Here is a 13664-nt window from a genome sequence, read left to right on the forward strand (position 1 = left end):
CAGGAAAGCGCTAACCGGGCCGAAATGACGCCCGCGCCTCGCGAACCTCCGGAGAAACGCGTGTGGGCGGGTTGGGCAGGCAGAGCGCGGGTCAGCTCTTGCCGCGGATGCGCTGGCTGAGGGCCTCCGCCGCGTTGCGGGTGGCGAGGCCGAGCAGCTTCCACTGCCGGTCATCGAAGGCGGAGCCGCGGAAGGTGAGCCCGATGGCCGCGGTGGGGTAGTGGTTGTGGTCGAACACCGGGGCGGCGACCGAACCGTACTCGAGCGTAATGTCGCCGTCTTCCACCGCCCAGCCGCGTTCGCGGGTCTCGAGCAGGATCCCGTCGAGCTGCTCGCTCGTGGTGGGCCCGGGGCCGGCGCGCACCGCGAGCGTCTGCCCGCGCGGGTAGCTGGCCCGCAGCTGGGCGGTCGGGATGCTCGCGAGCATCGCGCGACCGGTGGCCGTGAGGTGGGCGGGCAGCCGCACCCCGATGCTGGTGACGACAGTCGGCGCGCGCGCGGCCGAGACCTTGGAGGCGTAGACGACATCCGCGTGCTGCAGCACCCCGAGGTGGGCGACGATCGGCAGGCCGGTCTCGGCGACCAGCCGCTCGAGGATGGGCCTGGCGAGCTGCCCGAGCGAACTGGTGCGCAGCACCGACGAGCCGATATCGGCGACGAGCGGGCTCAGCAGGTAGGCCTGGTCCTCCGGGGAGTGCAGCAGGAAACCCTCGTCGCGCATCACCGTGAGCAGGTGGTACACGGTGGAGCGGGGAAGACCGAGGTCGCGGCTCACCGTCGAGGCGCGCACCGGCCCGCTGTGCCCGGCGAGATACCGGATGATGCGCAGCGTGTGCCGAGCGGCGGGGACCTCGCTCATCCTGCCTCCGATGTCTGGTATCCCAGACAGATTATCGCGAAAAGAGGCGCGGGCGCGGCACCGGTGCGGCTCTAATGAGTGCATGGACACAGCGAGCGCGAGTGCGGCCACGATCGACCAGACCACGATGCCCCTCGGAGTGCGCGGCCTGACGTTCGCCGAGGTCGTGGCGGTGGCCCGCGGCGGCGCGTCCGTACGGCTGGGCGAGGATGCCCTCGCGGCGATGGCCGAGAGCCGCGCCGTGATCGAGGCGCTCGCCTCGGACACCCGGCCGCACTACGGCGTCTCCACGGGCTTCGGCGCGCTCGCCGACAAGCAGATCCCGGTGGAGCTGCGCGGCCAGCTGCAGCGGTCGCTCATCCGCAGCCACGCCGCCGGGTCCGGCCCCGAGGTCGAGCGGGAGGTGGTGCGCGCCCTCATGCTGCTGCGCTTGTCGACCCTCGCCACCGGCCGAACCGGGGTCCGCCCGATCGTCGCCGAGACCTACGCCGCGACCCTCAACGCCGGCATCACCCCCTGGGTAGCCGAATACGGCAGCCTCGGCTGCTCAGGCGACCTCGCCCCGCTCGCCCACTGCGCGCTCGCGATGCTCGGCGAGGGCGAGGTGCGGGATTCCCGGGGCGTCCTGATTCCGGCGGCCGAGGCCCTGCACGCGGCGGGCATCGAACCGCTCGTGCTGCGCGAGAAGGAGGGACTCGCGCTCATCAACGGCACGGACGGCATGCTCGGGATGCTCGTGCTCGCGATCACCGACCTGCGCGCCCTGGTCACCACCGCCGACCTCGCCGCCGCCATGAGCGTGGAGGGGCTCACCGGCACCGACGCGGTGTTCGCGGCCGACCTGCAGGCGCTGCGTCCGCATCCCGGCCAGCGCGACTCGGCCGCCAACATGCGTGCCGTGCTCGCCGGCTCGCCCATGATCTCGAAGCCGCAGGGATTCACCCGGGTGCAGGACGCGTACTCGTTGCGCTGCGCCCCCCAGGTGCACGGGGCCGTGCGCGACACGATCGAGCACGCGGCCACCGTCGCGAATCGCGAGCTCGCCTCGGCGATCGACAACCCCGTCGTGACACCGGATGGCCGGGTCGAGTCGAACGGCAACTTCCACGGGGCGCCGATCGGCTACGTTCTCGACTTCCTCGCGATCGTCACCGCCGACCTCGCGAGCATGAGCGAGCGTCGCACCGACCGCTTCCTCGACGTCTCGCGCAACCACGGACTCAACGCGTTCCTCGCCGACGACCCGGGCGTCGACTCCGGGCACATGATCGCCCAGTACACGCAGGCCGGCATCGTGAGCGACCTCAAGCGGCTCGCCGCGCCGGCGAGCGTCGACTCGATCCCGTCGTCGGCCATGCAGGAAGACCATGTGTCGATGGGCTGGAGCGCGGCCCGCAAGCTGCGCAAGTCGATCGACGGCGTCGGCCGGGTGATCGCGATCGAGCTGCTCACCGCGGCCCGTGCGATGGACCTGCGCGCCCCGGTCACGCCGTCGGCGGTGTCGTCCGCCGTGGTGCGCCGGTTGCGCACTGTCGTGCCGGGGCCGGGCACCGACCGCTACCTCGCGCCGGACATCGCGGCCGCCCACTCCATGGTGCTCGACGGGTCGCTGCTCGCGGCCGCGGCATCCGTGGTATCCGACGCAGGAGGAGAACTCGTATGACCAGCGGACCCCGCCCGGTGCGCGCCCACCGCGGCAGCACCCTGAACACCCTCGGCTGGCCGCAGGAGGCCGCCCTCCGGATGCTGCAGAACAACCTCGACCCGGAGGTCGCCGAGCACCCGGACAAGCTGGTCGTCTACGGCGGAACGGGCAAGGCAGCGCGCGACTGGAACAGCTTCGATGCGCTCGTGCGCACCCTCACCACCCTGAAGAACGACGAGACGATGCTCGTGCAGTCCGGCAAGCCGGTCGGGGTGATGCGCACGCACGAGTGGGCGCCGCGCGTGCTGATCGCCAACTCCAACCTGGTGGGCGACTGGGCCAACTGGGACGAGTTCCGCCGGCTCGAGCAGCTCGGCCTCACCATGTACGGGCAGATGACCGCCGGGTCGTGGATCTACATCGGCACCCAGGGAATCCTGCAGGGCACGTACGAGACCTTCTCGGCCGTCGCCGCGAAGTCGTTCGGCGGCACGCTGGCCGGCACGATCACCCTCACCGGCGGCCTGGGCGGCATGGGCGGCGCGCAGCCGCTCGCCGTGACCATGAACGACGGCGTCGCGATCTGCGTGGATGTCGACCCGAGTCGCATCGCCCGTCGCATCGAGCACGGCTACCTCGATGTCGAGGCCCGGTCGCTCGAGCACGCCGTGGAGCTCGCATACTCGGCGAGGGATGCGAAGAAGGCCCTCAGCATCGGCCTGCTCGGCAACGCGGCCGACGTGTTCCCGCGGATGCTCGCCCAGGGCGTGCAGATCGACATCGTCACCGACCAGACCAGCGCCCACGACCCGCTCGCCTACCTTCCGCTCGGCATCCCGTTCGAGGACTGGATCCCCGCGCGCGAGTCGGACCCGGCGGGCTTCATCGAGCGCTCGCGGGCATCCATGGCGGTGCAGGTGGAGGCCATGGTCGGCTTCCTGCGCGCCGGCTCCGAGGTCTTCGACTACGGAAACAACATCCGCACCGAGGCCAGGACGGCCGGGTACGCCGACGCGTTCGCGTTCCCCGGGTTCGTGCCCGCATACATCCGGCCCCTGTTCTCGCAGGGCAAGGGGCCGTTCCGCTGGGCGGCGCTCAGCGGCGATCCGAATGACATCTACGCCACCGACCGCGCCGTGCTCGAGATGTTCCCCGGCAACGAGTCGCTCGCACGCTGGATCCGCCTCGCCCAGGAACGCGTGCACTTTCAGGGCCTGCCGGCGCGCATCTGCTGGCTCGGCCTCGGCGAACGCGACCGGGCCGGCCTCAAGTTCAACGAGATGGTCGCCGCAGGCGAGCTGAGCGCCCCCGTGGTGATCGGACGCGACCACCTCGACTCCGGCTCCGTCGCCTCCCCCTACCGGGAGACCGAGGCGATGAAGGACGGCTCGGACGCGATCGCCGACTGGCCGCTGCTCAACGCGCTCGTCAACACGTCGTCCGGCGCCACCTGGGTGTCCATCCACCACGGTGGTGGGGTGGGCATCGGCCGCTCGATCCACGCCGGGCAGGTGACGGTCGCCGACGGCACGGCGCTCGCCGCCGAGAAGCTCGCCAGGGTGCTCAGCAACGACCCGGCGATGGGCGTGATCCGGCACGTCGACGCGGGCTACGACGAGGCGATCGAGACCGCCGACCGGCTCGACGTGCGCATCCCCATGAACGAGCAGTCATGAGCGGCACCTGATGGCGCTCCCGCGGGACGCGCTGTGGCCGCGCTCGGGCAACTGGCCGGCGGTGACCGGGCAAGACATCGACCCCGGTCCGATCGACCTCGGTCTGATCGGGATCCCCACCTGGCGCACCTCCCTGTCGCCGACCGGGGCCGCGGCCACCCCCGTCGCTGTGCGCGCGGCGCTCCAGTACTACAGCGAGTTCCTCGCCCCGGATCGCGGCGTGCGGGCGGGCACCCGCCTGAAGACCAGATTCGCCGACTGGGGCGACGTCGCGGATCCGGATGAGGACGAGGCCAGCGCGATCTCCGCGGTCGCGACCGCCGCCGCGCACTCTCGCCTGCTCGTGGCGCTCGGCGGGGACAACGCGGCGACGGTGCCGGCGGCCCTCGGAGCCTGGGGCGACCGGATCGGCTCGGCGGGCCTCGTAACGCTCGATGCCCACCACGACCTTCGCGACGGCGTGAGCAACGGTTCGCCGGTCCGCCGACTGGTCGAGGCCGGGCTGGCCGGGCGGCGCATCGTGCAGGTGGGCATCGCCGACTTCGCCAACTCCGCGGAGTACTCGGCGCGGGCCGCCGACTATGGCATTACCGTGATCCATCGGGACGAGCTGCACCGGCGCCCGATGGCGGAGGTGATGGCCGAGGCGCTCGAGATCGCCGGTTCGGCGGGCGGACCGGTTCACGTCGACATCGACGTGGACGTGTGCGACCGTTCTGCCGCGCCCGCGTGCCCCGCCTCCGTGCCCGGCGGCATCGCCGCGTGGGAGCTGAGGGTCGCGGCCCGGGCGGCCGGGGAGCATCCGTCGGTGGAGTCAATCGACTTCGCGGAGGTGGACTCCACGGCGGACGCCGCGGATGGCCGCACGGTGCGGCTCGTCGCCCTCTGCGTGCTCGAGGCCGCCGCCGGACTGGAGGCACGCCAGTGACCAGCACCCTCGTCGACAACATTGCGCTACTCGTGACCAACGACCCGCTGCACGGCTCGCTCACCGCCGAGCGGTCGGGAGCCGCCGTGGTGATCGAGCACGGACTCATCGCCTGGGTCGGCGACGCGGCCGAGGCCCCCGCCGCGGACGAGCGCATCGACGCAGGCGGCCGCTGCGTCATCCCCGGCTTCGTGGACAGCCACAGCCACCTCGTCTTCGCCGGGGACCGGGCAGACGAGTTCGAGCACCGGATGACCGGGCAGGCCTATGCCGCCGGCGGAATACGCCGAACCGTCGCCGCCACCCGCGCCGCGAAGGACGCCGACCTGCTGGCGAACGCCGAGCGGCTCGTCGCCGAGATGCGCGCCCAGGGCACCACCACGGTGGAGATCAAGAGCGGCTACGGCCTCACCGCGGCGGACGAGGTGCGGTCGCTCGCCGTCGCCGGTCGCCTGACCGCCGAGACGACCTACCTCGGCGCGCACGTCGTGCCTCCGGAGTTCGCGGACGACCCGGCCGGCTACGTCGAACTCGTCACGGGGGACATGCTCGCCGCGTGCGCCCCGTTCGCGCGCTGGATCGACGTGTTCTGCGAGACCGGGGCGTTCGACGAAGACCAGGCCCGCGTCATCCTGCGGGCCGGGCAGGCCGTGGGCCTCGGGGCGCGCATGCATGCCGGCCAGCTCGGCCTCTCCGGCGGAGTGCGCCTCGCCGTCGAGCTCGGTGCGGCGAGCGTCGACCACTGCACGTTCCTCAGCGACGCGGATGTCGACGCCCTGGCCGCGGGAGAAACGGTCGCCACCCTGCTGCCCGGCGTCGAATTCTCGACCAGGCAGCCGTATCCGGACGCCCGTCGCCTCATCGATGCGGGTGTCACCGTCGCGATTGCGACCGACTGCAACCCGGGCTCGAGCTTCACCTCGTCGATGCCGTTCTGCATCGCCGTGGCCGTGCGCGACCTGCGGATGAGCCCGGCGGAGGCACTCTGGTCGGCGACAGCGGGCGGCGCGCGGTCGCTGTGGCGCGACGACGTCGGGGTGATTGCGGTCGGCAAGCGCGCCGACCTCGTTCTGCTCGACGCACCCAGCTACGTGCACCTGGCATACCGGCCCGGGGTGCCGCTCGTGCATCGCGTGATCGCCGGCTGAATCGGCCACGATGAAGTCACCGTGAGCGCCGGCACCCACCGCGAAGGAGCTCAGGGTCCCCGAGAATCCGCCTGATCCAGGCCGCCGAACTGCTCCCGTCTCCCGCCCGGCTGCTGCTGCACGACCAGCGAGACCCGGCGCATCCGGATTTCGCGGTCTCGGCGCAACTGCGAGAGGTGCTGTCCGAGGCGCGGGATGCCGTTGGCAGGCACTTCGAGATCGTCGAGCCGCCGGCGCCGGGCGCGCTGCGCGACGACGAGGGCTTCGTCGACTACAGCTACGTCAACCATGTTCTCGTCAACGGCGGCGCGATCGCGTGCGCCTTCGGCGACCCGTGCGACGCGGACGCCATCGCGATTCTGCGGGACGCGTACCCGAGGCGCACTGTCACCGCCGTCGACCCGAGGCCGCTGTTCGCCCGCGGCGGCGGGATCCACTGCATCACCCGGCAGCAGCCAGCGGTGTGACCGGCTACTCCTCGAAGGTGTTGACCATCGCCTGGGCCGCGCGATCCAGGTAGCCCCACAGGGTCGCGTCGTCGAGGGGCGAGAGCTCGAGGCTGTCGACCGCGGAGCGCATGTGCGAGAGCCAGTGGTCTCGCGCCTGCTGGTTGACCTTGAACGGGCCGTGCCGCATCCGCAGCCGCGGGTGCCCGCGCTGCTCGGAATAGGTGCCCGGACCACCCCAGTACTGTTCGAGGAAGCCGGTGAGGCGCTGGATGGCCCCCTCGAGGTCCCGCTCGGGGTACATCGGCCAGAGCACAGGATCGGTGCGCACGCCCTCGTAGAAGTGGCGAACGAGCCGTTCGAAGGTGGCCCGCCCTCCCACCTTCTCGTAGAAGCTGCCGCTGGCCGCCTCGCCGTGTTCCGTCACCCGGAGGATGATGGGGCTCTTCTGGCCGCCGGGGCTCTGCTGCCCCCCGGAGATGGCCTGCCCCCCGGGACTCTCCTGGCCTCCGGGGATGGCCTGGTCCACGGGGATCTCTGCGTTCTCGGTCATTCTCGCGGCTTTCTCGGTGGCCTCTGCGGCGTCGGTTCGGCGGTGGACGCGATCGGATTCGGTGCCGTGCGGGGCGGACGGGCGCCGCGAATGCTCTCCGCTCCCTCGAATCCGCTCAGCACGATGCTGTTGAGGGCCGGGAGCCGGATACCCATCTCGTCGAGCCCAGACTTGAGCCGGGAGCGCAACTCGCGGGCCACGTCGTCCTTCGTTCCCGGGCGGGTCTTCACCACGAGCCGGATCACGATGGCCTCCGCCGAGATGGACTCGATGCCCCAGATCTCCGGCTTCTCCAGGATGCGACTGCGCCACTTGATGTCCGCGGCCAGCTGCAGGGCGATCGAGAGCATCCGCTCCTGCACCGCAGCGACATCGGCGTCGTATTGCACGGCGAGATCGATGATCACTCGCGACCAGCCCTGGGACATGTTGCCGACCCGGATGATTTCGCCGTTGCGCACGAACCAGACCGTGCCGTTCACGTCGCGGATCTGGGTGATCCGGATGCCGACGGTCTCGACCACGCCGGTCGCCGGACCGAGGTCCACGACATCCCCGACGCCGAGTTGGTCTTCCGCGACCATGAACAGGCCGTTGAGCACATCCTTGACGATGTTCTGGGCGCCGAAACCGAGGCCGGCTCCGATGGCCGCCGTGATGATGGCGAAGGAGCCGAGGATCTTGTCGTTGATCGTCGTGACGATGGACAGGGTCGCAACGACGACGAGCACCACGGCAACGATGTTGTTGAGCACGCTGCCGAGCGTGCGGGTGCGCTGCACGATGCGCACGGCGCTGAGCGGGGAGGTCATCAGCGCCTGGGTGTCGTCGACGTTCTGGCGCTTCTTCACCCCGTTGACGATGCGGTTGACCACCCGGTCGATCACGAAGCGCAAAACGACCCGCAACACGACGGCGACCACAACGATGAGGATCACTTGTACGAGCTTCATCTCATAGATCGTCTTAACGGTCGCCCAGAACGCGCTCCAGCCGTCGGTCGTTACCGCAGTCATCATGATCACCGAGTTTACCGGCGGCGGTTGTGTGGCTTAGGCATCCCGACGCTTGAGCAGCACGCTGGCGACCGCGCCGAAGAGCACGACCCAGGCGAGGAGCACGAGGAGACCCTGGCCGGCGTCGAGCACGACCACGTCATTGATGGTCGGCACCGGGCCGGCCACGTAGCGGTACAGCGTTCCGCCGGCGGTGCTGGGGAGGAACTCGAGCACGTTCTGCGCCCACGCCGCCTGGGTCACGGCAGCGAAGATCTGCAGGATGATCGGTGCCACGAAGATCAGCCCGAGGGCGGCCGAGATGCCGGCAGCGCTGTTGCGCACGATGGTGCCGAGGAACAGGGCGATGAGGCCGACAAGGGAGAGGTATCCGGCGCCGCCGATGAGCGCGCCCCACGCGAGACCGTCTGCCAGGTCGAGAGTGAACCCCTTGCCGGCCAGGATCGGGGCGGCGACCAGCGCGCTGCCGATGATCGACACCAACGAGACCGCGAACGTCGAGAGCCCGAACACGACGGACTTGGCGAGGAGGGCGGGCAGTCGCTTGGGCACCACAGTGAGGGTGGAGCGGATCATTCCGGTGCCGTATTCGCCGGTTATCACGAGGGCGCCGAGCACGGCGATCACCAGTTGGCTGAAGATGATGCCGACCGTCGCCGACCGAACCCAGAATCCCTGGTCGAGCGTGGGTGTCTGGTCTCCCTGCAGCTGAATGGTCGCCGCCGCCAGCAGTGCGAGGCCGAGGTTTATTGCCACGATGATCGCGTAGCACCACACCGTCGATCGCAGTGAGGTGAGCTTGATCCATTCCGAGCGCAGCACACCGACGAAGGTGACGCCCGTGCCCTGCGCGGCAAAGACCGGTGAAGTGGTGGCGGATGTGGTGGTCATCGGGCGATTCCTCCGGCGTGGTATTCGACTTCGTCCTGGGTGAGGGCGAGGTAGGCGTCCTCGAGCGAGCCGGCCTGCGGCGAGAGCTCGTGCAGCACCACTCCGTTCCTCGCGGCGAGTTCGCCGATCTGCGGGGCGGTGAGCCCGTTCACCTGCAGCAGGTGCGGTTCGGTGGAGGTGACCGTGACATCCGGGGCGGCGAGAAGTGAGCCGAATCGCTCTGCGTCCGGCGTGCGCACGAGAACGGCCGAGCCCGTCGCGAGTGCCACGATCTCGCCCACCGGGGCATCGGCGATGATGCGGCCGCGTCCGAGCACGATGATGTGGTCTGCTGTCTGCGCCATTTCGCTCATCAGGTGCGAGGAGAGGAAGATCGTGCGGCCCTCCGCGGCGAGGAAGCGGGCGAGCTTCCGCACCCAGATCACGCCCTCGGGGTCGAGCCCGTTGACCGGTTCGTCGAGGATCAGCGTGGCCGGGTCGCCGAGGAGTGCCGCGGCGATTCCGAGGCGCTGCCCCATCCCCAGCGAGAAGCCACCGACGCGCTTGCGGGAGACGGTGTCCAGGCCGGTGAGGCCGATCACCTCGTCGACGCGGGCGCGGCCGATGCTGTGGGTGGCGGCGAGCGCCCGGAGGTGGTTGATCGCCGAGCGGCCGGTGTGCACCGCCTTGGCGTCGAGCAACACGCCGACCTCGCGCAGCGGTGCCTTCAGCTCGCTGTACTTCAGGCCGTTGATCGTGATCGTGCCGCTCGACGGCCGGTCGAGCCCCACGGCGAGACGCATGGTGGTGGACTTGCCCGCGCCGTTCGGGCCGAGGAAGCCGGTGACCAGCCCCGGCTTCACCGTGAAGGTCACGTCGTCCACGGCGGTCTTCGCCCCGTAGCGCTTGGTCAGGCCTACAGCTTCGATCACAGAATCATCCTCATATCTTGAGTCTATCGTCGTGGTTCTGAGAGGCAGCCGGCCCGGCGCCGAACCCAACCCGATGCCGAACCGGGCCAGATGCCGAACCCGGCCCAACCTGGCCCGATGCCGGACCCGGCCCAACCTGGCCCGATGCCGGACCCGGCCCGAACCGGCCCGAACCGGCCCGAACCGGCCGGAACCGGCCCGGGGCGGTCACCCCGGGCCGGCCAAGGCCTGCCCGGGGCGACGAACGCCCGGATCTTCTGGCGCGGCTACGCGTCGTTCGCCTGCACGCGGAGCGCCCGCTCCACGCCCGCGAGGTTCTCGATCACCAGGCGGCGCAGAGCGGGGATCTCGTGGTTGGTGTCCAGCCAGGCCTTCGTCGCGTCGACGAGGGCCCGCGAGGCGAGCGGCGCGGGGTAGAGGCCCACGACGAGCGTCTCGGCGATGTGGTAGCTGCGGCTCTTCCAGATGTCGCCGAGGGCGCCGAAGTACCGGGCCACGAGCGGATCGAGCGACGACGGGTCGTTGGTGTGCTGGTAGCCGACCGCCGTCTGGCGCACGATCGCGTTCGACGGCTCAGCACCGGCCGGATCGACGAGTGACTCGAACGCGGCGAGCTTCGCCTCCGCGGTGGGGATGGTGGCGGTCGCTCGCGCCGCGGCCTGCTGGCCGTTGGACGTGTTGTCCTTTGCAAGGGCGGCCGCTATCTCGTCCGCGCCGGCCTCGCCGTTGAGTACGAGGCCCTCGAGGATCTCCCAGCCGAGGTCGGTGTCGATCTCGAGCCCCTCGAGGAGTGCCGTGCCATCGTGCAGGCCCCTCAGCGCTGCAGCGTGCGCGGGCGTGGAGGCGAGCGAGGCGAAGAACTTCACGAATTGGAACTGCGCGTCCGATCCGGCCTCGGCGTTGCGGGCGAGCGACCAGAGGGCGTCGCCCACGCGGATGAGCGTCTCGGCTCGGTGCTCGGGAGCCACGTACTGCTTGGTCGCGAGGCCGAGCTGGCCGAGCGTCGTGCGGATGGTCGTCGACTCCGTCTCGGTCGCGATGTTTCCGAGCACGAGACGCACGTAGTCGCTCGCCGGCGTCTCGGCATCTCGAGTGGCATCCCAGGCCGCGCCCCACACGATGGAACGGGCGAGCGGGTTCTCGATGTCCTTGAGGTGTTCGATCGCCACGGCGAGTGACGCATCGTCGAGACGAATCTTCGCGTACGCGAGGTCGTCGTCATTGAGCAGCACAAGGGCAGGTTTGGCCACCCCGATCAGCTGCGGTACCTCGGAGCGCTCGCCGTCAACATCGAGCTCCACCCGGTGAACGCGTACGAGTTTGCCGCTGCTCTCCCCGGCGGTCGCGAGGTCGTAGAAGCCCACCGCGAGGCGGTGCGGACGGATGGTCGGGTAGTCGGCCGCGGCAGTCTGCAGAATCGCAAACGAGGCGATCGAGCCCTCGGCATCCGTCGTGATCTCCGGACGCAGAGTGTTGACCCCGGCGGTCTCCAGCCAGAGCTTCGACCAGTCGCCGAGCGATCGCCCGCTCGTGATCTCGAGCTCGGCGAGAAGGTCGGCGAGCTCCGTGTTTCCGTATGCGTGGTTCTTGAAATAGGCGGCGACGCCGGCGAAGAACGCGTCGATGCCCACCCAGGCCACAAGCTGCTTGAGAACCGAGCCGCCCTTGGCATAGGTGATGCCGTCGAAGTTGACCTGAACGTCTTCCAAGTCGTTGATCGTCGCGACGACGGGATGGGTCGAGGGAAGCTGGTCCTGACGGTAGGCCCAGCTCTTCTCCATCGCCTGGAAGGTGGTCCACGCCCCGGTCCATTCGGTGGCCTCTGCGGTGGCGATCGTGGACGCCCACTCCGCGAATGACTCGTTGAGCCAGAGGTCGTTCCACCACTTCATCGTGACGAGGTCGCCGAACCACATGTGTGCGAGTTCATGAAGGATGGTGACGACGCGTCGTTCCTTGATCGCGTCGGTGACCTTCGACCGGAAGACGTAGGTCTCGGTGAACGTGATCGCCCCGGCGTTCTCCATTGCTCCGGCATTGAACTCCGGAACGAACAGCTGGTCGTACTTCGCGAACGGGTACGGGTAGTCGAACTTCTCCTCGTAGTACGCGAAGCCCTGGCGGGTCTTCTCGAAGATGTAGTCGGAGTCGAGAAATTCGAACAGGGACTTGCGCGCGAAGATTCCCAGCGGGATGACGCGACCGTCACGGCTCGTGAGCTCGCTGCGCACCACCTCGTACGGGCCGGCGACGAGCGCGGTCACGTAGGACGACAGCACCGGGGTGGGGGAGAAGGTCCAGGTGGCGACCTCCCCGTCGATGTGGGGCTCCGGGGTGGGCGAGTTGCTCACGACCTGCCAGCGCGCCGGTGCGGTGACCGTAAAGGCGAACGATGCCTTGAGGTCGGGCTGCTCGAAGACCGCGAACACGCGGCGCGAGTCAGGAACCTCGAACTGCGAATACAGGTAGACCTCGTTGTCGACCGGGTCGACGAAACGGTGCAGGCCCTCTCCTGTGTTGGTGTACTCGGCATCCGCGACGACGGTGAGTTCGTTCTGTTGGGCGAGGTTGTCGAGCTGGATGCGCACGCCGTCGCTCACGGCGTCCGGGTCGAGCGGAGTGCCATTGAGGGTCACCGAGTGAACGGTGCGAGTGAACGCGTCGATGAACGTGGAAGCCCCGGCCGTGGCCGTGAAGCGCACGATCGTCGTGCTGCGGAACACCTCGCTCCCCGTGGTGAGGTCGAGCGTCACGTCGTAGCTCTCGACCGCAACGAGCGCCTTGCGCTCCGCTGCCTCGACTCTGGTGAGGTTCTCTCCTGGCACGTGTTGCTCCTTCACAGCGGGGGATTGTGTCCGAGAGCCAGCCTAATGCGACTGCCGGACGCGGCCCGAGACGGCCATTCGAGCGGTTCCTCATGGCTCGGCACCTATCCGCGCGCCGATTCGGTCGTGGGCGGACGGGACGTCAGCGTGGTGGAGCTCAGCGTGATGACTGTGGAGTGGGATGGGCGTCTGGTCGGGGTCGATGCGATTGCGGAGCAGATGCAGGGCATACCGGAGGACCCGGTTCGGGCGCGGGGCAGATCCGGAGCAGGCGGGAGGACACGGAGCAGGCGGGAGGACACGGAGCAGGGGCGGAGCGGGGAGCGCCCGCGGAGCACGCGGGGCAGGCGGCAGCAGGCGGAAAAGCGGGGGAGGCGGACAGGCCCCGGGCTTGCCACTACACTCCGGGAAGCGCAGACCCGAGCACCCGAGGCGCTCTCAACGCCAGGTTCCGGACCGGCAGCCGGCCCGGAACCCCACAATGACTCAGTTGGCGCGGGAGAACTGCAGGGACGACGCGCCCGACTTCGCTGGCTGCGGCGCCCGCGACTGGACGTCCGCGATCGCGGCCACCAGCAGGGCGCGCAGCCGTGCGTCCTGATCCGTCACACAGGCCTCGGCTATGCCCACCACCGCGGTGCGGATGATCGCATCCGTCATGAGTGCGGTCGACCGCGGGTTGAGCGAACCGGAGGCCGCGAGGAAGGCGTGCGCCCAGTCGGCCGCCCCCGGCGTGAGTCGCAGTGCCTCCGCGATCCGATCCCTC

At 69.8% G+C, this 13664-nt stretch carries 10 protein-coding genes and 2 pseudogenes; 5 read left to right on the plus strand and 7 right to left on the minus strand.

Features of this window, described 5'->3' with window-relative positions; translation table 11 throughout:
* Window positions 1-91: 91 nt before the first annotated feature.
* Window positions 92-859 (minus strand): IclR family transcriptional regulator, encoded by a 768-nt coding sequence (locus VIM54_RS10615; RefSeq protein WP_331901171.1) that lies wholly within the window; start codon window positions 857-859, stop codon window positions 92-94.
* 82 nt (window positions 860-941) lie between these two features.
* On the opposite strand from VIM54_RS10615, the gene hutH reads away from it, so the two are divergent.
* From hutH to VIM54_RS10640, 5 genes and pseudogenes are all read left to right on the plus strand, one after another.
* Window positions 942-2522: a histidine ammonia-lyase gene (gene hutH / locus VIM54_RS10620; protein ID WP_331901173.1), complete on the plus strand. Its 1581-nt coding sequence runs from the start codon at window positions 942-944 to the stop codon at window positions 2520-2522.
* Window positions 2519-4180: a urocanate hydratase gene (hutU, locus tag VIM54_RS10625; RefSeq protein ID WP_331901175.1), complete on the plus strand. Its 1662-nt coding sequence runs from the start codon at window positions 2519-2521 to the stop codon at window positions 4178-4180. Before hutH ends, hutU begins: the two co-directional genes overlap by 4 nt.
* Before the next feature lie 10 nt (window positions 4181-4190).
* Window positions 4191-5108, plus strand: a complete 918-nt coding sequence (locus VIM54_RS10630; protein WP_331901177.1) for an arginase family protein — start codon at window positions 4191-4193, stop codon at window positions 5106-5108.
* Window positions 5105-6256 (plus strand): imidazolonepropionase, encoded by a 1152-nt coding sequence (gene hutI, locus VIM54_RS10635; RefSeq protein ID WP_331901178.1) that lies wholly within the window; start codon window positions 5105-5107, stop codon window positions 6254-6256. The genes VIM54_RS10630 and hutI overlap by 4 nt, the downstream gene beginning before the upstream one ends.
* Before the next feature lie 92 nt (window positions 6257-6348).
* Window positions 6349-6723: pseudogene (locus VIM54_RS10640) on the plus strand (agmatine deiminase family protein); the annotation flags it as partial.
* 4 nt (window positions 6724-6727) lie between these two features.
* Here the strand turns inward: VIM54_RS10640 and VIM54_RS10645 are convergent.
* The 6 genes and pseudogenes from VIM54_RS10645 to VIM54_RS10670 all read right to left on the minus strand — a co-directional run.
* Window positions 6728-7129 carry a globin gene (locus VIM54_RS10645; RefSeq protein WP_331901186.1) on the minus strand — a complete coding sequence of 134 codons (402 nt, stop codon included), beginning with the start codon at window positions 7127-7129 and terminating at the stop codon, window positions 6728-6730.
* 122 nt (window positions 7130-7251) lie between these two features.
* Window positions 7252-8274, minus strand: coding sequence for a mechanosensitive ion channel family protein (locus VIM54_RS10650; RefSeq protein WP_331901180.1), 1023 nt, complete (start codon window positions 8272-8274; stop codon window positions 7252-7254).
* Between the two features lie 33 nt (window positions 8275-8307).
* The gene (locus VIM54_RS10655) at window positions 8308-9162 is read right to left on the minus strand and encodes an ABC transporter permease subunit (RefSeq protein WP_331901182.1); all 855 of its coding nucleotides are present in this window, start codon (window positions 9160-9162) and stop codon (window positions 8308-8310) included.
* Window positions 9159-10073 (minus strand): ABC transporter ATP-binding protein, encoded by a 915-nt coding sequence (locus tag VIM54_RS10660; RefSeq protein WP_331901183.1) that lies wholly within the window; start codon window positions 10071-10073, stop codon window positions 9159-9161. The genes VIM54_RS10655 and VIM54_RS10660 overlap by 4 nt, the downstream gene beginning before the upstream one ends.
* Before the next feature lie 266 nt (window positions 10074-10339).
* Window positions 10340-12898, minus strand: a complete 2559-nt coding sequence (gene pepN / locus VIM54_RS10665; RefSeq protein ID WP_331901187.1) for an aminopeptidase N — start codon at window positions 12896-12898, stop codon at window positions 10340-10342.
* 486 nt (window positions 12899-13384) lie between these two features.
* Window positions 13385-13664, minus strand: a pseudogene (locus VIM54_RS10670) (hypothetical protein); the annotation flags it as partial.

Origin of the sequence: Lacisediminihabitans sp., assembly GCF_036569425.1 — a bacterium.
Taxonomy (GTDB): domain Bacteria; phylum Actinomycetota; class Actinomycetes; order Actinomycetales; family Microbacteriaceae; genus Lacisediminihabitans.